30 protein-coding genes are annotated in these 22,310 nt (G+C 42.8%); 2 read left to right on the forward strand and 28 right to left on the reverse strand.

Annotated elements, in window-relative coordinates; translation table 11 throughout:
• Positions 1 to 37 precede the first annotated feature (37 nt).
• Together ACJJIM_RS14395 and ACJJIM_RS14400 are read right to left on the reverse strand one after the other, a co-directional pair.
• Positions 38 to 808, reverse strand: coding sequence for a sulfite exporter TauE/SafE family protein (locus ACJJIM_RS14395; RefSeq protein WP_444911314.1), 771 nt, complete (start codon positions 806 to 808; stop codon positions 38 to 40).
• Positions 809 to 811: 3 nt separating this feature from the next.
• Positions 812 to 1,600 (reverse strand): TauD/TfdA family dioxygenase, encoded by a 789-nt coding sequence (locus tag ACJJIM_RS14400; protein WP_413662893.1) that lies wholly within the window; start codon positions 1,598 to 1,600, stop codon positions 812 to 814.
• 551 nt (positions 1,601 to 2,151) lie between these two features.
• Between ACJJIM_RS14400 and ACJJIM_RS14405 the strand changes: the two genes are divergently transcribed.
• Complete coding sequence (locus tag ACJJIM_RS14405) at positions 2,152 to 2,820, forward strand: FecR family protein (protein WP_444911315.1); 669 nt, start codon at positions 2,152 to 2,154, stop codon at positions 2,818 to 2,820.
• A 270-nt stretch (positions 2,821 to 3,090) separates the two neighbouring features.
• On the opposite strand, the gene ACJJIM_RS14410 is transcribed toward ACJJIM_RS14405, so the two are convergent.
• From ACJJIM_RS14410 to ACJJIM_RS14530, 25 genes are all read right to left on the reverse strand, one after another.
• Positions 3,091 to 5,031 carry a hypothetical protein gene (locus ACJJIM_RS14410; protein WP_444911316.1) on the reverse strand — a complete coding sequence of 647 codons (1,941 nt, stop codon included), beginning with the start codon at positions 5,029 to 5,031 and terminating at the stop codon, positions 3,091 to 3,093.
• Positions 5,032 to 5,188: 157 nt separating this feature from the next.
• On the reverse strand, positions 5,189 to 5,635 hold the full coding sequence (locus ACJJIM_RS14415) for a macro domain-containing protein (protein WP_444911317.1): 447 nt from the start codon (positions 5,633 to 5,635) through the stop codon (positions 5,189 to 5,191).
• A 191-nt stretch (positions 5,636 to 5,826) separates the two neighbouring features.
• Complete coding sequence (locus ACJJIM_RS14420; RefSeq protein WP_444911318.1) at positions 5,827 to 6,720, reverse strand: GH12 family glycosyl hydrolase domain-containing protein; 894 nt, start codon at positions 6,718 to 6,720, stop codon at positions 5,827 to 5,829.
• A gap of 611 nt (positions 6,721 to 7,331) precedes the next feature.
• Positions 7,332 to 7,451, reverse strand: a complete 120-nt coding sequence (locus tag ACJJIM_RS14425; RefSeq protein ID WP_444911319.1) for a transposase — start codon at positions 7,449 to 7,451, stop codon at positions 7,332 to 7,334.
• A 188-nt stretch (positions 7,452 to 7,639) separates the two neighbouring features.
• Complete coding sequence (locus ACJJIM_RS14430; RefSeq protein WP_444911320.1) at positions 7,640 to 8,248, reverse strand: energy transducer TonB; 609 nt, start codon at positions 8,246 to 8,248, stop codon at positions 7,640 to 7,642.
• 89 nt (positions 8,249 to 8,337) lie between these two features.
• Positions 8,338 to 8,697: a hypothetical protein gene (locus tag ACJJIM_RS14435; protein ID WP_444911321.1), complete on the reverse strand. Its 360-nt coding sequence runs from the start codon at positions 8,695 to 8,697 to the stop codon at positions 8,338 to 8,340.
• Positions 8,698 to 8,799: 102 nt separating this feature from the next.
• On the reverse strand, positions 8,800 to 9,252 hold the full coding sequence (locus ACJJIM_RS14440; RefSeq protein ID WP_444911322.1) for a hypothetical protein: 453 nt from the start codon (positions 9,250 to 9,252) through the stop codon (positions 8,800 to 8,802).
• Positions 9,253 to 9,516: 264 nt separating this feature from the next.
• Positions 9,517 to 10,602 (reverse strand): CHAT domain-containing protein, encoded by a 1,086-nt coding sequence (locus ACJJIM_RS14445; protein WP_444911323.1) that lies wholly within the window; start codon positions 10,600 to 10,602, stop codon positions 9,517 to 9,519.
• A 585-nt stretch (positions 10,603 to 11,187) separates the two neighbouring features.
• Positions 11,188 to 11,475, reverse strand: coding sequence for a hypothetical protein (locus ACJJIM_RS14450; RefSeq protein ID WP_444911324.1), 288 nt, complete (start codon positions 11,473 to 11,475; stop codon positions 11,188 to 11,190).
• Between the two features lie 134 nt (positions 11,476 to 11,609).
• A complete protein-coding gene (locus ACJJIM_RS14455; RefSeq protein WP_444911325.1) occupies positions 11,610 to 11,948 on the reverse strand; it encodes a hypothetical protein in 339 nt (112 codons plus the stop codon).
• Positions 11,949 to 12,083: 135 nt separating this feature from the next.
• Positions 12,084 to 12,557 carry a hypothetical protein gene (locus tag ACJJIM_RS14460; protein WP_444911326.1) on the reverse strand — a complete coding sequence of 158 codons (474 nt, stop codon included), beginning with the start codon at positions 12,555 to 12,557 and terminating at the stop codon, positions 12,084 to 12,086.
• A 78-nt stretch (positions 12,558 to 12,635) separates the two neighbouring features.
• Positions 12,636 to 13,121, reverse strand: coding sequence for a GNAT family N-acetyltransferase (locus ACJJIM_RS14465; RefSeq protein WP_444911327.1), 486 nt, complete (start codon positions 13,119 to 13,121; stop codon positions 12,636 to 12,638).
• A 71-nt stretch (positions 13,122 to 13,192) separates the two neighbouring features.
• Positions 13,193 to 13,450, reverse strand: coding sequence for a hypothetical protein (locus ACJJIM_RS14470; protein WP_444911328.1), 258 nt, complete (start codon positions 13,448 to 13,450; stop codon positions 13,193 to 13,195).
• Positions 13,451 to 13,552: 102 nt separating this feature from the next.
• Complete coding sequence (locus tag ACJJIM_RS14475; RefSeq protein ID WP_444911329.1) at positions 13,553 to 14,284, reverse strand: C39 family peptidase; 732 nt, start codon at positions 14,282 to 14,284, stop codon at positions 13,553 to 13,555.
• Positions 14,285 to 14,419: 135 nt separating this feature from the next.
• A complete protein-coding gene (locus ACJJIM_RS14480; protein ID WP_444911330.1) occupies positions 14,420 to 14,803 on the reverse strand; it encodes a hypothetical protein in 384 nt (127 codons plus the stop codon).
• Positions 14,804 to 15,227: 424 nt separating this feature from the next.
• Complete coding sequence (locus ACJJIM_RS14485; protein ID WP_444911331.1) at positions 15,228 to 15,479, reverse strand: hypothetical protein; 252 nt, start codon at positions 15,477 to 15,479, stop codon at positions 15,228 to 15,230.
• A 170-nt stretch (positions 15,480 to 15,649) separates the two neighbouring features.
• Positions 15,650 to 15,982 carry a hypothetical protein gene (locus ACJJIM_RS14490; protein ID WP_444911332.1) on the reverse strand — a complete coding sequence of 111 codons (333 nt, stop codon included), beginning with the start codon at positions 15,980 to 15,982 and terminating at the stop codon, positions 15,650 to 15,652.
• A gap of 496 nt (positions 15,983 to 16,478) precedes the next feature.
• Positions 16,479 to 16,841 (reverse strand): hypothetical protein, encoded by a 363-nt coding sequence (locus tag ACJJIM_RS14495; protein WP_444911333.1) that lies wholly within the window; start codon positions 16,839 to 16,841, stop codon positions 16,479 to 16,481.
• Positions 16,842 to 16,938: 97 nt separating this feature from the next.
• Positions 16,939 to 17,238, reverse strand: coding sequence for a hypothetical protein (locus tag ACJJIM_RS14500; protein ID WP_252082806.1), 300 nt, complete (start codon positions 17,236 to 17,238; stop codon positions 16,939 to 16,941).
• Positions 17,231 to 17,356 carry a hypothetical protein gene (locus tag ACJJIM_RS14505; protein WP_444911334.1) on the reverse strand — a complete coding sequence of 42 codons (126 nt, stop codon included), beginning with the start codon at positions 17,354 to 17,356 and terminating at the stop codon, positions 17,231 to 17,233. The genes ACJJIM_RS14500 and ACJJIM_RS14505 overlap by 8 nt, the downstream gene beginning before the upstream one ends.
• A complete protein-coding gene (locus tag ACJJIM_RS14510) occupies positions 17,346 to 17,654 on the reverse strand; it encodes an immunity protein TriTu family protein (RefSeq protein ID WP_444911335.1) in 309 nt (102 codons plus the stop codon). Before ACJJIM_RS14510 ends, ACJJIM_RS14505 begins: the two co-directional genes overlap by 11 nt.
• A gap of 110 nt (positions 17,655 to 17,764) precedes the next feature.
• On the reverse strand, positions 17,765 to 18,049 hold the full coding sequence (locus ACJJIM_RS14515; RefSeq protein ID WP_444911336.1) for a hypothetical protein: 285 nt from the start codon (positions 18,047 to 18,049) through the stop codon (positions 17,765 to 17,767).
• Positions 18,050 to 18,169: 120 nt separating this feature from the next.
• A complete protein-coding gene (locus ACJJIM_RS14520) occupies positions 18,170 to 18,376 on the reverse strand; it encodes a hypothetical protein (protein WP_444911337.1) in 207 nt (68 codons plus the stop codon).
• A gap of 115 nt (positions 18,377 to 18,491) precedes the next feature.
• Positions 18,492 to 18,737, reverse strand: coding sequence for a hypothetical protein (locus tag ACJJIM_RS14525; RefSeq protein WP_444911338.1), 246 nt, complete (start codon positions 18,735 to 18,737; stop codon positions 18,492 to 18,494).
• Between the two features lie 110 nt (positions 18,738 to 18,847).
• Positions 18,848 to 19,120 carry a hypothetical protein gene (locus ACJJIM_RS14530; protein WP_444911339.1) on the reverse strand — a complete coding sequence of 91 codons (273 nt, stop codon included), beginning with the start codon at positions 19,118 to 19,120 and terminating at the stop codon, positions 18,848 to 18,850.
• 837 nt (positions 19,121 to 19,957) lie between these two features.
• On the opposite strand from ACJJIM_RS14530, the gene ACJJIM_RS14535 reads away from it, so the two are divergent.
• Complete coding sequence (locus ACJJIM_RS14535) at positions 19,958 to 21,037, forward strand: integron integrase (protein ID WP_444911340.1); 1,080 nt, start codon at positions 19,958 to 19,960, stop codon at positions 21,035 to 21,037.
• A 59-nt stretch (positions 21,038 to 21,096) separates the two neighbouring features.
• On the opposite strand, the gene aroC is transcribed toward ACJJIM_RS14535, so the two are convergent.
• On the reverse strand, positions 21,097 to 22,173 hold the full coding sequence (gene aroC / locus ACJJIM_RS14540) for a chorismate synthase (RefSeq protein ID WP_108734111.1): 1,077 nt from the start codon (positions 22,171 to 22,173) through the stop codon (positions 21,097 to 21,099).
• Positions 22,174 to 22,310 lie beyond the last annotated feature (137 nt).

A 22,310-nucleotide genomic window follows, 5' to 3' on the forward strand; every position in this document is an offset into this window, starting at 1 on the left:
TTGGTTATCACAGTCAGTGAGACCTCAAACAGAGAACCTAAACAATCGCACCATCAGGAAATACCAAATTAGAAATTCCCTGATAAGTCAGCACACACATAAAAATTGATAAGGCATACCGAATAATCGATCGATATCGTTCTTCATCAATCTTCGATTGAAGCTTAAATCCGATAACAAGTCCAAAATATGCAAATACGGTAATTGCAGATAGCGACATCAACTCCAAATCATCAAAACTCAAGTAAACTGAAAGCACAGAAAGCTGTATCAGCTTGCCAATCAAGAAACAAATATTGGAAATAAGGATTACTTCCTTTGAAGACTTGGCAACTTCCAATAAATAAATCATTAGTAGAGGCGCAATCGCATTAGTCGCGCCACCAATCACCCCAGCCAAACCGCCCATAATGATAGGAAAAAATACTGGCCGACTGGAGAATTTGGACAGATAACCCCTTAAACGACTGGAAAACAGGTAAATTAAGATTGATACCGCCAGTAACAACTTGAGAATATCCGGATTTGCCCAGGTTAACAGCCATGTTCCGGCAAGGCTTCCAAGAGACACCAATAATATTACTAAACTATATTTAGAAAAATTAATCCTATAATCTCGGCACTTATAAAGACTGGATATAATTACCATAAGCGACGGCAAGATGGTTAACACCACCGCCGTTTTCAAATCATAAGCAAGTGCCAGAATAGGCGTCGCAAGCATTGGGAAACCAAATCCCAATGCTCCGTGAGCCATACCTGCTACCAGAATAAGCAACAACCCAACTATAACTATCTCTATGACCACCCGTTAAGCAACCCTCGATATAGCAGGCATATTAAAACGTATTCGTTTAAGGTGCCTTTTCCTATCCTTTATTCCAGTTCTTGCGTGAAGGTATCGTCGATTATCCAATAACAATATCTGATTATTATTCAACCTAACCTTAAACATATTATGTGGCAACGATATTTTTAGCTCCAGTTCACGTAAAGCATCAAGCTCGTCTGAAGAGCAATACTCACGCTCGATAATATCATACCTGTATCTGAAACCATGGCTCTCATCAATTAAGGATGCCTCTATAAACTCAGACGACTTGCGAAATTCTTCAGGAACACGCAGTTTAAACTTACTATGTGAAAGCACCTGGAAGGTTTTATCGGAGAGGCTCTCGATTATCCTGTCGGCACAGACAAGAATATTTTCTCCGCCTCCATGCATATCAGCGTGCACAACGAAGAGACCAAAGTAGCCAGGCATCTCCGATTCAAAAGCACCGTCATTGTGCAAGAAGAATTCTCTATCACTATGAGATATAGCCAATGCCTCATCGCCTGTCTCACCACCAATCCTCACATCCCAAACCGTTCGCCCCATAGAATCATGCTCATGTACCAACCCAATGGTATTGACAATATCCTCCATCACTTCAGCAGAATCATCAGAAAATTTGAGATGGATAAGCGCAATCCCCTTTTTAAACAGGGCTATCTTATAACTTTCATACTCTATGTCCGAGCAGGACCCAAGTTCAAAGCAGCAGTAACTTGGGACTCTAAGTGGCATGGCATGCGATGAAAAATAGAGTGACGACATTTTCAGCTCCCTTGATGAACAATTCCTTTACGATTCCCACAATATGAACTTCTACCCACAAGATAAAAGGAGCAATCTTTATGCCAAATATCACACATGTACCAAACTCATACGTCTCGAACTTTAGTCCCTGATGGCGTTTAAAGCTCTTTTACATCGAAAAAGTAAATGTCCCCGTGGAAACTCTCTGAATCGCCTATCACAAAGTAACCCAGGCCACCCTAATAAGCCCCCTGTTTATTTCACAAAACAGCAACAATCCCCGGTTCAGGCCAAGATAACCTACCTCCAAGCAGATAAAATTTATCGTAGTACGGTAAAACCACAGCGAAATATCTTTACCATTTAATAAAATCACAACAAATCCCCCTTAAAAAAGAAAAGAAAGCATCGCAAGATAACAGCCAGTATCGGAGACAAGCATGCCCTATTAATTCCCCAACCAGGTGGAATAATAAAAAGTCAGGCGCTAACAATAAAATATATAAAGCGAACTAAGGTCCCACCTATAAGGACCAGTTCTGATTTCGAGCCAAGCCGAGGGGGAAAGTATGGAAGATTTAAAGACACGGGAGCCATTTAAATGCCGTTACCAAACAGCCCCCAAGGAAATATCTAAACAAACCCTCCCCGATGGTAGCCATATAAAGTTGAGCGCCACAACTAAAGTACTCGTCAATTATTCAGAGACACGCAGACGCATACGTCTATTAAATGGGGAGGCCCAAATAAGCATTTGTAAAGAGGTAACCTGGCCATTTATAGTAGAATCACGACAAGCATTGATCCGTACACATAAAGCCACTTTCAATATTGACCAGCGATATGGAGTAACAGAAGTCACTGTTCTCAAAGGGAGTATCACTGTCAGCCCAATAAAACAAAATAAAAATCGCGCCGAAATAAAGAAAGGGGAGATGCTCAAAGTAACTGAGCACAACACCGGTGCAATCAAAGATTTTGAGGTTTCCAGCTATAAGGATTGGGGAAGTGGATTTACAAAGGCTGATAACATCAGATTAACAGAACTCCTAATATCGCTAAATCGCTTTACAAATACCCCACTTGTGACGAGAGATCAGAACACTAGTAGACTACTTGTTAGTGGAGTTTATGACCTGAATCATATAGAAGATACCGTCCTCTGTCTGAGCAAATCTTATAACCTGAAAATCACAAAAGAAGAGTCTCACACAGTGCTAGAGCTGCTTCCAGAATAATAACCTAGCTTGTTAAATACCAACAAAAGTGGTCTTGTGTACCTAACAATAAAGATAAAACAGTACTTTTCTGTAATTCTACCAGCAAATACGGTCAATCTTAGGGGCTCAGTATTACTAAAAATACGTAATTTGCTAGCCTAGTACCCTCAGCTGGCAAGGGGTACCAGGAATTCTCTTTCTGGTCCAGAGACTCCGAACCTTGCCAGCTTTTTTTATCACATTGACTCAAAGTAAGTGACAGTAGAATCTAAGAAAAGGCTGTAAACCCTACTCAATCGTGTCCTTATCTTCTTGCCTCAAATAACCAGCCGCATTTTCATCTTGAGCTAATTGTCCCTGTTCTGTCATTGGCAGAGCACGACTTTGCTGATTAATAGCATGAATATTCGAAGTGTTTTCCAAGTCTCTGCTACTTGTAATGGAGGCAATAGACTCTCTATCTTTCAAGAAACTAATTACGTCATCCCTGATTTCAGATAAATCGCGTTCAGACTTATGCATTTCAAGTATATGCCTTGGATACTCCAAGTTTCTCATGCCAGATGCGGCAAATGTACTGGAGACAACCCTGGTTACAATCACCCAAGGCGTAATCGAACTTCTGACAAGCACATTTTCAGAACGAGTACTGTCATGTATTCCAGTGCCCGTTGAGATCTTAGACTCAGTGAATGTCCCTTCGCATTTAAAATACACCAATAGTGATTCAAACTGCATCTCAGCAAAGAAGATATGTGCCGCATTGACCAACAATCGAGCAAATGTATTAAGAATAAATCCTATCAAAAGCAGGTGAATTAGCGTCATACAGAGCGCGCCACCTGCTGAAATATACTGTTCTAGCAGAGCTAAGCGGCCAGCTTCCCTCTCTAAGGCGCCAAACTCCTGCTTAATGGCTGTAATAGATTCCGGCTGAAAGAAGTGAATAACATCAATCAAAGAGTATGCCAGCCAAATAGCTAGCGCAGTAACAACGATATAAAGCGCATTACCTGCGAAAAGACTAATATCGCGAATCAGCCTGAATTTTTCACCCAAATCAACAGGACGAACGGTAGGTTGTACTTCCTGGATCATTTCCCCATTGAATGAACCTTTACCATCCACTTGCTCTTCAAGTTTTGGATCAAGCTCTCTGTAAATACGATTAGGCACTTCCTTATAACGACGATTTGCCATCACAAGGTTATCCAAGTTTATAAAGATTTCCTTCGGGTGAACCGATTCCTGCCAGTTATCCCTTAATTCAGAAACCTCAGTGACTGGGTTTGCTATTTCGCTTCTAAAGCGCAGCATATAGACAACAGCAAAACTACAAGCAGCGCCTACAAATATAACCCCAAGAATATACAAGAACGGGCTAAAGCTCGGTAAAGCTTCAGTCAATACGCCGGACACACTGATTATTTCATCTAGGGAAGTAGTACCTTCCCCCTTAAAAGCCTCAACGCCTAAACTTAACCCCAATCCTAGCAACAGAGGCACCACAATCGAGAATAATATCGTTTTTGCAATACTTCCCCCCGTAAGGCTCGCTACACTTTTCTGGGCTTCCCGTGAAATACCTTTACTCGCAGAGTGCCATACAATCAATGTATAAAGTAAAGCGATGGCAGAGTACATCGGGAATAGCTTTTCTCCCATATCACCAGCAAAACCACTGAGACAAATAAAAGCGACAATGACATAAGAGAGCAAGACAGTTAATGTACTTACCCATGCGCCAAACTGTGCCTGAGCCATATTTCGAATGGGGTATGGCATATAAAGCAATTTAGGGAAGATACTGTGTAATACCCGAGCCAAGAAGCCCTTAGGCTCTAGAAAGGTTGGATTCTTACGGCCAACTAACATCTCTTCTAAGCCGGAAGCGGTATAAGCCACTTCATTTTTCTCTTCTGATGCCGTACTCGTTTCAGATTTCGAGTGGTTAAAAGCTAATGATACCGGATGATTTCGACCAACAAAGAAGCGTAATAAGGCCAAAATTCCACCTGATAGAGCTCTGATACCGCTGACCAGTAGGATTGCCCCCACCACGACAAGCACCCAACCACTTACGGGGTCCGACTTCACCTGGCCAGCAGCGATAAACAGCAAGATTAGGGCTACAAGAAACTGAACTCCCCCCCTAATTGCGGTAACCCGGCCTTCTTTCTTAAAAGGGTTCTTCAGGCCCAAATCAATCGAGCCGTAATCAAACGCCATAGAGTATCCCCTTAGTACTGGTACTTATGCCTAAAGCCTTAATCTGCTAAAAGAAGATATACTTCTCAACTCAATGCAGCTTAAGGCTTTCCTGACTATTTTTCACTCACTTTCTATAAAGATACTTACTATGCACTAGTAAGCTAATTGCAGCCCTCTATATGTTGCATGTATTTCTGTATAACTGGGTATTCTTGAAGGCTTGATTAGGAGTTATAGGCTGCTCACATATGCCTGTACAACGCCTAGCCGATAAGTTACCTATACCTGTTCCCAGGCCAGGACATAGAATCGAGTTAATTCTCTCCGAGGAGTTTGATCGGTTAAATAGCTGCACAGAGTTTAAGATTGCTCGAAAAACGTAATATGCATTTAGCGTATTGGAAACCTCTTCCGGCACTCGCATAGTTGGAGCTGATATTAAATATGGCCAATTCTCATGGGAGGTAGGTACTACTACTGCTGATCCTGCCGGAAGCTCGCAATGAAAGTCAGATTCAATCCGCTCTTCCACCTGATCCTCTACTTTAAAACCGAGCCTATCCCTAAATGGCAAATCCAACCCACCATCCATAATTCCGAAGCTATTGAGAGGGCTAACCATAGCATCAGCTGACTCGGAAAAAATCACCCTCGATAACGTCTACAATTTCAACATCTTCAAATACTTCACTCCAAGCTTCCACAAGCTCCTTGGATTTATCAATTAAATAGATTTAATCTGGCAGCATAGGTATCTCGACCTTCAAAAGAAAAGAAACTTGTAGCAATATATAATCAACAATATCTACAAATTCACAATTCTCTCAGCTGATAATCAACTGTAAAATCCTTTACCCATGTAATTCCAGAGCCACTCATAACTTCATTCCCAAGTTCTATATCGGCAATAAATAGCCCCTTAGGGATTAAACTATTTCGAACTGCGTAATTAAGTAATTCCAAACCAGGAATAGTGGCAATCATGGAAGGTTGCTTGGCCCTAAATGATACATACACCCAATTATTATCATTTACTCCCGACATATCCTTCCAATTTTTATGGTACCAAACCTCCCATACTGAATCATTAATCGATACCTCACTATGTTTTATCCCCGCAGGATTGAAATGTCCACCAGTAAAATATGTCCAGATCATAATTTCAGCCGCAATTACCGAACGATTTGGTTTACGCCCTCTATAAGCTTCAGAAGTTAACCACATCGTCGTAGCCGTATTATAATCTCCACTGGACTTACTTTCTGTATGATGTGAAATATCAAGATTCGCCAGACTGGATATCTTTAAGGGGAATGTATCATCAAACTTAGATTCTGGCGCCCAGGGGGAAGATCCTATTTTTATTTGTGGCTGGGAGTAAATTACCCGTCGCCCCAAAGGCCAAGACCATGACCAACCAAATTGTAACTCCCCCTCTACCAGCCGTTTCTCCAAGCATTGGGACCAAGGGTCATCTTCTGCAGCATATTTATTCCAGACGTTATTAGTCAAGATACCCAGCTTGGTAGGTACATTGTGAAAGTCTTCACAGCTGATAGTTGTAGTTTCTGGCTTTACCCATCCCGAACCATTACTAACTTTAGTAGCACAAGAAGCAGTCAAAATAATAAAAAAATACAATAAAAATCTCAAAACTTCACTTCCCAGTAATTTACAAAATAGCATTTTAACTCTTAAACTACTCAATTCTTTATTATTGGTAAAAAATAAGATATTTATCTTCCAATATTAGCTCCAACATTCATATTTGCGGCAACTGGTACATAACATATATTGCCCAGCTGCAATAGAGGAAAACAATATACGTTTATATATTTATTCTTGCCTAACTCTAATTTTGAAAACCCGTTCCACTCATGGATAAATTGAGCCGCATCTTCGGCGGCCACCGAAGGCCTTGTATGCCAAATTTCTCTGCTGAACCAGTTTATAAAGACCGTAAACAAGTATGAATGTGACTGACACTCACTAGGCATAACCCGAATAGCAAAGCACAGAAGGTGGCAACCGCCCCCGCCAACGATAATAACCCGATATTGAAATTTTTAAACACCGACACATCAAGCTAACCGAGAATACCCCTAAATGCTCTTGTATCAGTGCGTACTTTACTCTTGGTGGTTCGCAAAGTACGCAGCTACCTTTTCAAGAAACTCAACCTCTTGTCGAGCTTCATGCAGCTCCTTCTTGCGCTTGCGAACTTCAGCGCGTTCCTGTTTGGAATAGTCGACACCATCTCAACTATTGAACTGCTTATCAGACAGTCGATTAAATTGACGACGCCAGTTGTAGATCTGCTATGCGCTGACGCCTAGCTCTCGCGCCACAAAAGCCGTTGTTGCTCCAGGATTTTCCGCTCTCTTAACTGCTTCTCTACGGAACTCCTCCATATACGCCTGAGGTCTTTTCTTACCCATGATACACCTCCGTGTTAGGCCTAAACCTAACTATACAGGGTGTGTACTAAACGTGGGTAATTCTTACATTTAACGCCGCAATCAGATGCGGCTTATTTTGTGTGCTTTTTGCTCAAAAATGGGAGCGCAGCGACCGTGTAAGAAGTACACTAAGTAAAACGTCGACTGCATTGCTTTGTTATGTGAACTTAATTCACCGACTCTTCCGGAATTCCAAAATTTACTCTACTTCTAACGCCCGTTACCTCATAGGCTTTGCCATCAATTACTCGTGGTAAATACTTGTCATTGGAAACGGAAAACAAAGCAGCTCTATCAAAAATACCAGCTGGTTTAGATTCGAGAACTATGGCATCTTTAACTTCGCCATTTATTCCAATCGTAAATTCAACTAATACATATCCCTCAATCTTCTTTTCTAGCGCATCTCTGGGATAGTATTCTTTACTTTTTTGGATTAACCAGAAATCTCCGTCAATTAGCTGGTTAACTCCTTGAAGCTTTTTATATTTTCCTGAATATATAGATTCCTGATAGACATTAAGAACAGTTAGGTAAGAGACTTGCTCATCCTCTGGACTATTAGCTATAGAGAGCTTTGCTGCCTCTAATTGCTGTTTAGCTTCAGCTACTCTACCAAAATGGAGGTAGCACCTTACTCTATGTATTTGATGCCAGGTGCTCTCCTGCTCTTTTCGTTTCTCGCTGCAGGCTACATCTCTTGTGTGCTCCATGTTTTCTTGAGTTGCACAAGAAGAAATTAGGATTAAAAGTATAAATTGCAGGAGAGTTTTCATTCTAAGACTACTTCAACGCATAACGGCGCGCGCCTTTCGCGCGTCTAGTGGAGGCTGTTTTTCGGCCGAAACGATGTTTGAGTACCTTGTTATGAGCTGCATATATCAATACCCTTTTTCCTAAGATAGGTGATGAGATGATAGTTATATGCTTCTGCATAAACTGGCGCAATTACTTGATACTTTCTTTCTGCGAAGCTATCTATTACGTCGTCAATCTTTAAATACCTAACATTCCTGCCATACTCGCAGCTCTTATCAATGAGAGGAACTTCGTTTAGAAGCATGCCCGTAAGGCCAATCAGCCGTAAATCACCATTATCAGCTGCAGAGATAGCCTCGCTCTCTGGATTAGCGTGTAAAATCCAGTCAAAACCCTCTCGGTAATTCTCGGGGCTTGTACAAGATGTCATTAATAAAGCTATAAAAATTACTCTAAAAATACTCATACTTTGAGAGGCTCATAACGTCGCAATAACCGGCGCGTGTTAGCGCATCCAGCGGAGGCCGCTTGCGGCCGCAGCATAGTTAATTGCTTTATTATATTTTACTCACAATTTCTCAAAGACTGAGTAGCCATCATTATCTAGAGTCAGCGAATAACCTCCAATAAAGTCTGCTGCAGCAATTGCCCTAACTGATGATATTGAAACACCAATACTTGAATAGTATTTTTTTATAGCCGCATAGTTACGATTATTTACCTTAGTCTGGCAGTCAGTTTCTGTTATGCCGCACTCGTCAGAATCATGCATGATCATTACAGTTCTTCCATCCTCACTTCCAGCGATACGCATCTTGCTACCTTCAATGGATACAACTCTAGTAGCGCCGCTAATGATGTTACAGTCCTTGGATACACCAAAACTTGAACATCCTGCTGTTGCGCCATTGATAGGATCACTATTTCGAGCATCCTCCACGGATAGGCTCTTAACAGCTTGAACATTCACACATGCGGTAAGAACCATTCCAACTATTGATACGAACAATATTTTTTTCATTTTTAAAAACTCCATTACTTGAAACTAAATATAACGAGGGTGTAGAAAATTCAGCCCTCTTTTTGTTCTGTGCTTCTACGTGAAAAATAGCCTGTTCATCAGTTAAAGCTAGATCAGAATTCACGTAAAACCACCATTAGTCGTCAATATTTGATCACACCTAAGAAAACAAAGACATAAATTAGTTTTTCTACAGCCTGAACGCCGCCATCACCAGCGGAGGCGCGATAGCGCTGGAGTCTGGTGCATGGCCTTGTTCAGTATTTACTCTGCCGGTTCTAAAGATTTTTCTTCTAGGTTCTCTGGCCGTACAATAATTAAATCACTTGAGTCCAGACCCTCTTGAACAAAAAGCTCTGGCGTGTTTTCTTCATCCAAACCTTCCATCATCACCAAGGCTTTAGCCTGATCAAACGCTTTTTTGACCGAAAGCCCAAACCCTATAGCGGAATAGAATTGTGATGAAAATATCCTAGCCGCCTCATCACCAATGCTGGTATTCATGCCTATGGCCGCTTCAACATGATGGGTGACCGCTTCTGCTTGGTTATAGGAATAGCATGTATTAAAGAAGACTAAACGAATATCACTAGATGAGGCCATCATGGTTTGAACTATAGCTTCTTTGCTAACCAGCTTCGCATTGCCATTAGTGTCTTGAAATACTATTTCGTCAGAATCTGACCCATGGCCACTAAAATGAACTATTGTTGGATTTAACTCATTTATTGCTTGCAGGATATCCATTGGCTGGACTGCCCATCTACTCTCAAATGAAACCGAATCCCTGTGCTTGGCTTTTCTAATCATATCGCCAATTGAACGTGCTTCTTCATCAAGCCTCAACTGTTGGGCATCTGCTGGATTCGAGGCTAAAAATAGAACTACTATTTTCTCAGGAAGATCTTGAAGTGCTTTCAGTGAAGCAATGGTGCTCTGATGCAACCCCTCATGCTTGTCCAGAGTTCTGTTTATCTGATTCATTCGGGATTGGTGCTCTCTAGCTTGTCGATCCGACTCCCTTAGTCTTTTTTTACTCTCTTTTTCCTCTTCCCTTGTCACTTTCTTTTGTTCGTCGGAAAGTTCTTTCTGCTTTCGTGCTATTTTGTTATCTAAATCAGCAACTTTCTTTTCGGCTGTCGCCTGATCCTTTTGGTGTCTTTCGATTTCACGTAGCTTAGATTTTGCAGTACTTGCACTACTAGTGCGGGACAATGCTTGTGAAGCGGAGTTTATTTTCCCTGAGAGGTTGGCAATCTTAGCTTGCTCTTTTGCTTTTCCCTGCTGCAGCTTTGCGATTTCTTCTCGCTTTCTTGTCACATTTCCACGGTACGAATCTAACAATGACACACTCTACTCCTTAAGCTGGAATTCTGTCTGATACTGAACGCCGCCAACACGGGCCGAAATGGAGCAGCGAAGCTGCGGAATGTAGGTCCAGCCAGCTTTGCTGGCGATCGTGCTTGACTTTGTTAAGAGTTCTCATTTCCGAAGTGCCCAATAGAAGCAATACTAATTACAAGGAATACAAAAATTACTATGAGCCAAACATATGATCTGAACCAAAACCAATAGTCCATGCTATTTCCAGTCAAATGAAGATACTTAAAGCCAAAAATATAAACAAGAGTGACGGCTGTTGCTAAGATTAAACTGGCCGGCAGAAGCAGTACAACAGTGTCACTCCCACCTTTTGAGTTAAAGAAACCCAGAATAAATAGCCCAAAATTCAGATAACCTAAGACCTTTACTACATGTAAAAATAACTCTTTATTAGTACTCATTGAATATCTATGTTTTGACTCTTAACGCCAAGTTCAGCAGCAGTTTGTGGAGCGGAGCAAATGTATTATAGCGTAGCGACAACACATTTGAGCAGTGGAACAAACTGTCCGTCTGCAACGCCTTGTTAGGCGGCTGCTCCCATAACTCGGTTCAATAATTTTCTTTCTGTGCAATTTCCCACACTTTCAGAAACTCTTCTTCCGTTAATTCTACAAGATCAAACTCTTTCTCAAGACGAGGTATATCTCCCTCAGGAAACTCCGGTTGATCAGTAAAAAAGTATACCTCATTATTTTCGGTGTCAGGTGTCGCCCAAAAATGGCATCCATCGATAACGTAAATTTGCCTCACGATTAGCTGGTCTACAACTTCACAAAGGAATGCACCTTCCTCACCTTCCATGCCCTCAGCATACGATTTATAAAATCTTCGATTCATGGTTTTATTTAACCCTCATCGCCTAACGCTCAGCGCAGGCGCAGCCAGCGCGGAGCGCAATTTGTGTTAATGTTTGAGCGCCAGCGAGTAACACAAAAGGTGCGTAGCGTTGGCTGTCGCTCTGCCGCTGCTTGTTATGTGTTGACTGAGTTATCATTTAAATACGCTTCTACTTCTAGGCTGATTAGCCCCGGACATCCAGCTTTTAACCAATTCTCGAACTCTTGGTAGCGTGGTGCGTATATTTTACCATTATCATTTACCACGCTTTGTACGAAACCATAGCTGATGACGAATCGCAAATGATCGATAGCACATCCACGCAACTCTTTTTCTTCTAACGTCAGCCTTGTTTCATCACCATCATAATCCCTCAAAGGAATCGTGTATTGGGATTCCTCTAGCAATAGATCAAGAAGGTCCTGTCTTCTTTCACTTTCGTACAAGGCTTTAATTTGGTTCGAATCGATCATGGGTGACCTTACACATAACGCCGCGTTCAGAGGCGACCGAAGCGGCGCACCGCCTTGTGTATAATGTGAGCGCAGCGAATTACACAAAAAAGGTGCATAGCTTTGGGAGTCCACTGCAACGCCTTGTTAGTAATTTTATCCAGGCATGCAGTAATTGTCATAAGAGTCCAACCACTGTTGCGTGATTTCCTGACGCTCGACATTAGTACAAACGACCATGTTTTGATCAATTTGTGTAATAGCGATAACAAAGCCCATTTCATTTTTTGGGAGATACTCAATAGCTGGAGTTATCACATGCTCACCAATTGAACTAAATAATTCTTCCTTGGAGTTTACTTCGCCAGGAATAACACTATTGGGATTGCAAGTAAGAAATGTTCTCTCTACTTTAGATTTACGATCAAATACAAAGCCCGAATAACTACAAGAAATACCCTTCTGTTGTGCATTCGTAATGTAACCGGATACAGCAACTTGCCGCTCATCAGGAGAAAACAAAGATGGTATTTTTGAAGCAGCATAACCCAAGCCTACCAGTACCAAGATAATTAAAAGGGCATAATTTTCGAACTTTTGCCACTTGGTTTTCCCCATTGACACATTCATAAAAACTCCAAATTACTTATTATTGCTAACGCTTGGGTAAGGTGCTGCGCCGCAGGCGCAGTCACCTTGACCCACTTGTTATGTGGCGGTTGCAAAGGTGTTGAGAGCAGAACCCTCGAACCTGAAATATTGCTTTTCTTTGATTTGCTCTGCACCAATTGAAACATAGAACTCGCCAGCTGCTGGGTTTGAACTTTCCGCTGTCCAGTCAAGACGATTACAGTCATTTTCAAGAGCATATTTGGCAATAAATTTCATAAGCTGCTTTCCAACTCCAAGACCTCTCGATGATGAAGATGTAAATAGATCCTTCATATAGACTTGACCAGAAAGCTTTGGAGCAGGATATAAGACAGCGATTGTTGCGAAACCAACAACCTTGTCTGACACATCCTTTGCTAGGAGGACTTGAACTCCTGATACTTCTGAGAAGACTTTGTTTTGGAAGTAATCTTCAATTTCTCTTAAAGAAGCGGCTTTATCACCAAAATAATACTCTTCCAACTCTCTGAAGATAGGCAATATCTGTTCAATATCTGATTTTTCAGCAAACTTTATATTCATGGTTATTTTGATTTAGCCACATAACGCCCTTGGCATGGCCAAGCTTGTTAAGCAGATATGGTGACTCATAGCTAACAGTTTGGAAAATAGCTTTTATCAAAACCTTTCAAAAACTCAACTAGGTCATCACGACTAGAGCCAGACTTCTCGTGCTCCAATAGCTCACCTACAGCTTCAAGCAGTGCCTCTTTCTCTTGGGGAGAAGCACTATCAATCTCAGCTAGCAGACTTTCCGACATTTTCAAAGCCATGTCAGGATCGAGTTCTTCATCCTCACATAACTCAAAAAACATCAATGCGTTAATTGTTGCTTTAGCGAGATTCTCCATATTAGTGCTGCTTAACGCCCGCATAATCGACTGGGCGCGCGGAGCGTGCCCAGTCCGGTGAAAGCCCGTAGGGCTGGAATGAAATTCACGCGCTTGTTATGTTTAGATTTTTAACTTTATTGCACCATCAATTAATGCAAGGTCTGTGCTACTTTTAATATGCATACCTTGGCCAAGTTGGATATAGCCTATAGCTGGTCTTGGTAGGCCTTTTTTGTTTCCAGTTAGAGTGCCACTTTGGATAGTTGAAACCTTAACATACTCATTAGCGAATGATGAACCAGCTCGAGGTGCAGGGTCGTGGATAATTAAAGAGCCTGAGGTGTAACCCACAAGAGTGACCCAATGACCACCCACTCTTTTATATGTATCAATACCATCTAGTTTGTACCACCCAACATTGATCAACACAGTCGAATTACTGTTAACACCTTCTTTAAGCCATTGAACTGATGGAACTTTAGCGCCATTTGAATATTGGGCTGGATGCTTTCTCCAACCTTGATATTCAAGTAATTTAACTCTCCCAAATAATTCATTAGAAATTTTATCAATACCTCGTAGCATGCCGCTTGTACCAGTTCCATTGTTTAAACTGGTATTCATGTAATTTTTTGATGCAAGTCTCTTAATCAATGTTATTTGATCCAGTCTCTGGTTGTTAAGCCAGAAAAGAGAGTTTGATGCTGCTACTGGGCCACATAGCTGTTTACCATAGCCATACTTTTTTTGAATGATATCCGTTTGAGTGAAGTCAGGGATTTCATTGATATAAGCTGAATTTGCTATTGCTTGAGTTGATACAACCAAGATGAGGGTAATTATATATTTCATGTTAGCTGCCTTAAAATATAACAGCTTTGTCAGTTGTGCTTTGGTTGTAGTGTAGTTTTAGAGTAAAGTGGCGAAGCCGCCTCAAAACGAAGCGCAGACCAACACATCAACTGGACAAACTTGTGATGTGTATTTTTACTCGCTGTACGATACGTCTACTTCTAATATTCCGAACAAATTAGGCAGTGGAGGGTTCGGACACACTATGTCGATGGTTTCTTTTTCCATACATCTGAGATGCTGATCTTTACCTTCATAGAAAGTATTTATCACCCGACCGTTCTCATTAAATTCTATGACCATAATCTCATTTCTCTCCCCAGCAGTAGAATCACGGCAAAGTCCTTCTGACTCTTGCACTTTGGCTGCAATACACTCAGCAAAGCCCGGATGTTTAGAATACCAACCATCACCGAGTTGATCTTCCTGTACTTCAGCCGCTCGCAAAGCATCTTCATACGTGATTTGGCTTGAACATCCGATTAATAAAATTATTAAAAATAGAAGTAATATTCTCATTTCGATTTACACATAACGCTCGGTTTAGGGGCGGCCGGAGCGCAGCGTAGGCCGTCCCAGCCGCATCTTTCGCTGCGACTACAACCGCTTGTTATGTGCTTACCTGCTTTGATTAATCTCAAACCGATTATCACAAGATGCACAATCATATGTGTGTGTATGCTCTGATACAGTTCCATCTGCTCGGCGGTAACCCGGTGACGCCATTTCAGCTCGCGGCACATTTCTTAGTAACTGCCTGCATACAGGACAGTGTTGAATATCCGGCTGTGGTCCTGGAACATTTGCCATGTAACCTCCCCCTTATATTGAAATATTTATACGACTACACATAACGCCTCAATAACCGGCAGCTGGAACGGAGCGAAGCGCAGTGTAAGCTGTCCGGCGCCGAAGGCGCGAAGTTCATTGACTTGTTATGTGTCTACTGCCTAATAAGAAAGCCATAAGTCTCAATGCTATGATCAATTTCTTCTTGAACCTCTGGATGTATATCAGTGATTTTTTTGTTGAAATTGTATCCGATATCGGCAATAACCTGGGCCAGAGATGACTTTAGAGATTCTTTTAGAGTCTCATCATCGCAGTGCTCGTTTATGAAAGCATAGAGATTGGTAAGTTCTGACGAGCTTCTAAAGGCGGTTTTTACTACGTGTCTTGCGACTTCAATATCCATCTTTTTCTCTAATTTTGGTTTTGCACATAACGCCGCCAGCAGGGGCAGCTTATCTTGTGCGCATTTTGCGCAAAAATGGGAGCAAAGCGACCTGCGCAAAAGGTGCACAAGATAAGCTGTCCCGCGAAGGGCCGAAGGCCCGGAGCAATTTGCCTGGCCTTGTTAAGCACTTATATTTGCCCCGCTTCCGCTTGCTGAATAATACAAGACCAATATGATTTATTGTGGCCTCTGTAATCTTCGATTGCTAGAATCGCCTCATTAAATTTGGTAACAATTATTAGTTGCTCTTGCTCTGTTTCTTTAGATTCAATTTCAATTACGTATTTATTGTAAGCTTCAACCGAATGACGAAAATTTTCGATTCTTGTATTAACGCTCCATGGTTCTAACTCATCTGGCCCTAAATATAGAACAACACCGTTTTTATCTAGATAAAATCTACCATCAGCATCATCGGAAGCAATATATTCAGAATCGTCTTTTTCGAAAGTTATTCTCATGATTTGTATGCTTAACGTTGCCAGCAAGGGCAGCCGAAGCAAAGCGTAGGCTGTCCAGCCCAGCCACCGGCTAGGCGATCTTGCCTGGCCTGGTTATAGCTGGCGCGCTCTGAACGACCTACTTGCTCTCTGCCAGCCAACTTTGGCTGGCCACTGCCCGATAAATTTACAGGGAAAAATACCATACTTTCCCCACCAGTTAACTAGCTGATTGGCACTCCACAATGGTGCAGCTGGCTTGCAGAACTTGTTGGCTTTAAACGAAGGCACTTGAACGAAACTGCGGTACCAGTTTGAAGGAGAACTCTCTGGCGAAGCGTGTTCAGGTAGAGAGTGTTACTTGCTGCAACTACAAACCATCTAAAAAATGACCGCCACAATAACGCCCAGCGCAGGCGCAGCCAGCGCGGAGCGCATTTTGTGTTAATGTTTGAGCGACAGCGAGTAACACAAAAGGTGCGTAGCGTTGGCTATCGCCCTGCCGCTGCTTGTTATATTATGTTGCTTTAATATGGGTTACCCAAAATCTTATTGGACCAACCAAACGCTTTATAGCACTGAATTTTATATGTACATAGCTCTTGGAAGAGCAAATAGATTCATAAAACTTTCGCTCTTTATGCAAAGGGTTAACTCGATATATTTCTTCAGAATCTTGCAAAGCTATACCCACAAAAAATTTTGGCGAGTGTCTAGTTAAGCCTTTGAAATCGCAAGAGTCGATTTTCCCAACAACGCTAAATTCACCTCGGTGCTCCGTGGGCAACTCTACCGGCATATTTATTAAAGCTAACCCACAGAGAAGTAATCCTACAACCCCCACTATGGCTAAAACATTTTTCTTTAGTTTTGAATTCATGGAGTAATATAACGCCTAGCACACGGGCGGCCGAAGCAAAGCGTAGGCCGTCCAGCCCACATATTTTGTGGGCAATCGTGCTGCTTTTTGTTATGCATTAGCCTCTCCGCCAGTCTTTAATAGTTGCAATAAGTAGGGCTATGAAAATTACTAGAAGGAAAAAGGCAACACCATAGCCCACGGCACCATCTACTTTAGCTCCTTTGGCCTCCCAATGCCCATAGGTTATAAGCTGATATAGCATTGCAAAAGATATGAAGCCACTAGTAAATACAGCTAGTAACATATGCCGCAAATTGAAAAGCTTTTTCCCAAAAGCAAGCTCCCCCCATGAAGGAGTCTCGATTTTTCTATCGAGGCCTTTTCGACGCCATCGGCGGTCTTTGAGATTAGACATAGTTTTTATTCATAACGCCGCCAACACGGGCCGAAATGGAGCTGCGAAGCAGCGGAATGTAGGTCCAGCCAGCTTTGCTGGCGGCCGTGCTTGGCTTTGTTATGTTTTTAAGCTTCATACGTAACCACCTCACTTAGCCACCAATTTAGTTTGTCATCTAGCTGCCATTGCTCAGGTGTTTCAAATGACTTTTGAAAAACTTGGTTCTCTGACTCAATATCGATTGCCTCAACTACCAAGCTACCACTTTTCCAAAGTGTTGCTCTTGCTAGAAGGCCGTTTCCATCGATTTCGATGTATCGAAATTTGACCGTATTCCCCAATTCCTCGGTGATAGAGACGGCATAGTCCCCAGCCTCAAATATTTTTAATTTGGAGGTTTTCCATTGCTCTAAATATGCTAACAACTCATTCATGGTGAAACATAACGCTGAGCTAACCGGCAGCCAGTGCGAAGCACGCTTTTGGCAGTCCGACGGAGGCCGCTTGCGGCCGGAGTGTAGTTGAGCGTTTTGTTATGTGTCTGCTACTCATCATCTAATGTATCCTGCGCTGATTCCCTTAGCCATTCATCAGCTTGCTTTTCTTGCAGCAACCATTTAGCAAGAGGCTTCGTTAGCGGATGATTTCGAATGCTCAGTTTGCCTAGTGCGATAGTTGCACAATTTGGCTCTGAGACATAATCCTTTATAAGAGCCACCAGAGTATCATCTGAAACTGCCTTCCAATCAGGCTCTGACGGATATAAAAACTGAATCTCATTTGCCTCTGAGAGATTTAGATCCCTCACATTTATCGTTTCAAATTTCATATCTGGTTTTGCACATAACGATTACAACAGGGGCGGCTGGAGCGAAGCGTAGGCCGTCTCGCGAAGGGCCAAAGGCCCATAGCAACCTGCTTGTACTTGTTAGAGCTTTTTGCCCCCATGCTAATTTTTAAACGATAATATTTTGAGACCAAAGCACACCAGTGCACCAATAAGAACACCCTGCCCAGCAGCAATGACCGGAACTAGAGGCACAGCCAGAAGCAGATTTTCTGGGGCATCAGGCTGAATTAGGGCAGCAATTAAGATTAGTGGTGTAAATATTACTGAGACACTAGCAGTCCAGCCTTTCCATACTTGTTTGAACATTAAATATCTCGATCCGATTGGAAGCTATAACGCCTTGCTCATCGGCGAGCCGAAGGCGAGTCCGGTGTAGCCGCTGAAAGCGGCGGAACGAAATGCAGCAACTTGTTATGAGTAGCTACTTTACAGAAACCCATAGGTCATCACCTTGCTCATCGTAAGTTCTCTTTTGAACTGCATTATCTTTGATTCTTAAATATGCTAGTTTTCTTACTATACCGGAATTGTTAGAAACTATATTCCAGTAAGACCAGCCATCTTCTATAAAATCATCATCCCAAATTTCTAGATTATTGTAATTTAATGAAAGAGCCTTATATATTTCTGAGCTTTCTATGATCATTTCCATACTATCAATACTCATAACGCTCAGCGCAGGCGCAGCCAGCGCGGAGCGCAATTTGTGTTAATGTTTGAGCGCCAGCGAGTAACACAAAAGGTGCGTAGCGTTGGCTGTCGCTCTGCCGCTGCTTGTTATGTGTTGACTGAGTTATCATTTAAATACGCTTCTACTTCTAGGCTGATTAGCCCCGGACATCCAGCTTTTAACCAATTCTCGAACTCTTGGTAGCGTGGTGCGTATATTTTACCATTATCATTTACCACGCTTTGTACGAAACCATAGCTGATGACGAATCGCAAATGATCGATAGCACATCCACGCAACTCTTTTTCTTCTAACGTCAGCCTTGTTTCATCACCATCATAATCCCTCAAAGGAATCGTGTATTGGGATTCCTCTAGCAATAGATCAAGAAGGTCCTGTCTTCTTTCACTTTCGTACAAGGCTTAAATTTGGTTCGAATCGATCATGGGTGACCTTACACATAACGTTGCCAACAGGGGCAGCCGGAGCGTTTGCGTGCAAGGCACGCAGCGTAGGCTGTCCAGTCCAGACCTGAAGGGGATGGACGAGCCTGCTTGGTTTTGTTAAATAGCTGGCCTACAAACATGTCCCAGCCTGCTCTATTGTAGATTCAGTAACTACCCCTTTAGAGTCCGCCTTGAATGTGATGATATAGTGCCATCTACTACAGACGATACTATTAGCCTCACCAGAGTCAACAATCGTTAATGTATTTTCAGAAGGGTTAAAAATAGGCTCAAACGCTTTATATTTAACCATTAGATAACCAATTTTCGACCTATGTGACTTGATAGATTCTATTTCTGTCTTCCAGTACTCAACTCTTCTTGGTCCTTCATTACTAATCTCACAAGAGCAAAGAAAAACTATCATTAACAGGGTGTATAAATATTTCATAAACTATTTAACAGTTAATTCAAAAGAAGCGTCTTTATATCACCCTTCTATATAATTCTACTCACTTCTTTCAAGATAACCTCAAAAACCCAATAATATCAAAAAGTTAAGAACTTTGGCATATTTCTCAACAGGTAGATATATAGCAGGCGCTATATATCTACCTGCTTTTTCTGCTCTTTATAACATTACCAACCCTATAAAAATCAAAGAGATAGATCGTCACCTCCAGAAATAGGAGAAGCTTCTCTTGAATTCTGATATTGACAGCAGGACAAAAGAGCAAATACTGTATATAAAAACAGTCTAAGGGCAATATCATGGACGACATTCGCCACAAAATCCCAGGTAAGCCTGAACGATTTATGGACAATCTGCGATTTCATATTCGAAAGCAGGGACTATCGTACCGAACAGAGCAAACTTACACCCATTGGATTAAACGCTTTATTCATTTCAATAAAAAGAAGCACCCTGACGATATGGGAGCTGTTGAGATTGAGACGTTTCTCTCTCACCTTGCAGTTCAGGGCCTTTGCTCAGCAAATACACAGCGAATAGCTCTGAACGCTTTGATATATCTGTACAAGAGATTCTTAGGTAGGGATATTCAGGCTCTGGACTTTAAACTGGCAAAACAACAAAAGTACTTGCCCGTGGTTTATAGCCGTAGAGAAATATCAGCAATTTTGGATCACCTTGAAGGCACCTACAGATTACAGGTTGAGCTAATGTATGGTAGCGGCCTTCGCAGCGCCGAACTGCTTTCTTTGCGTATAAAGGATATAGACTTCGACAGCAATAATATTTTTGTTCGAGGTGGTAAGGGGGATAAGGATCGCACTACGATATTACCTAATGGGTTAATTGTGCAGCTACATAGGCAGGTGGAGTCTGTTTCCCTATTACACCAACAAGATCTTTTGGCTGGTTTTGGTTCGGTTTATTTACCTAACGCTTTGGAACGAAAGTATCCAAGTGCAAGCCGACAACTGGCTTGGCAATACCTTTTCCCTTCCAGCACCATCGGCCAATGTCCTCGCTCCGGTGAAAACAGAAGGCACCATATGCACGCGTCAACTTTAGCGCGCCAGGTTCGTATAGCTGTCAAGCTGGCGGGAGTCAACAAACCGGCTCGTTGCCATGCATTTCGCCATAGCTTTGCGACTCACTTGCTCGAAGCGGGTTATGACCTGCGCACGATTCAGGAACTGCTAGGGCATTCGGATGTTAGTACTACTGAAATTTATACCCATGTCGTAAATCGGGGAAATAAAGGCGTTTTAAGCCCTTCAGACCGACTGCGCAACATTAATAAAATTGAGGAGGCTGGAGCTAACTATTTTGCTGGGAGCAAGGTGGGGGAAGCCCAGGGGCTTGGCTTATTGGCTGCATCTTAGTAGCGAAGAGATTGGATACCGGGCTTTCGCCGGTATCCAATAGAAAAAAGCCGATCGAATTATCCCGGTGTTACATCTCCGTTTTGCGCGCGGTGGCGCAGTGCGTGATCGATCAGAACCAGGGCCATCATGGCTTCGGCGATAGGCGTTGCTCGAATACCAACACAGGGGTCGTGGCGGCCTTTGGTAACGACTTCAATGGGATTGCCGGAGCGGTCAACGCTGCGGCCGGGAATGCGCAAACTGGAAGTCGGCTTCAGGGCGATATGGGCAATGATATCCTGGCCACTGGAAATACCACCCAACACACCACCCGCATTATTCGACAGGAACCCTTCTTCTGGAGTGATCTCATCTCGGTGCTCAGTGCCCTTTTGCTCCACGCTGTCAAAGCCAGCTCCAATTTCCACGCCTTTTACCGCGTTAATGCTCATTAAGCCGTGGGCCAGATCTGCATCCAGGCGATCAAAAATAGGTTCACCCAGTCCGGCTGGGACGCCGCTGGCGTGTACTGAGATACGCGCACCAATGGAGTTCCCCTCTTTGATCAGCTCCTGCATATAGGTCTCCATTTCGGGGACCCGATCAGCATCCGGGCAAAAGAAGGGGTTTTGCTCTACTTGGTCCCAATCCAGCTTTTGTACTTTGATCGGGCCCAATTGCGAGAGATAACCGCGCACTTCAATGCCATATTTTTGTTTTAGCCATTTTTTGGCGATGGCCCCAGCGGCAACCCGCATGGCAGTTTCACGGGCGGAGGATCGACCACCCCCACGGTAGTCGCGAATGCCGTATTTTTGCCAATAGGTGAAATCGGCATGGGCTGGCCTTACCTGTTCAGCGATATTGCTGTAGTCCTTGGAGCGCTGGTCGGTATTTTCAATCAACAGACCAATAGGCGTGCCGGTGGTTTTTCCCTCGAAAACACCGGAAAGGATTTTTACCTGGTCGGGCTCGCGGCGCTGGGTGGTATAGCGGGAAGTGCCCGGCTTGCGGCGGTCCAGCTCTCGCTGAATTTCTTCTTCACTAATCTCCAGACCCGGAGGGCATCCATCGACGATACAGCCGAGCGCGGGGCCGTGGCTTTCGCCAAAGGTGGTGACACAAAACAGCTTGCCAAAGGTATTGCCCGACATAGACGACTTTTCCAGCTAGTAGGTGGTAAAACAGGATGGCCCACAATAGGGGCGCGCATTATAAATGATCTGCCCGCCCCAGTGCGCAGACTGGGGCAAAAAGCACAAGTGTCCGCAGAACCGGGCTTGTACACATA

The organism is Microbulbifer maximicatervae (SeqCode), from assembly GCF_052467615.1.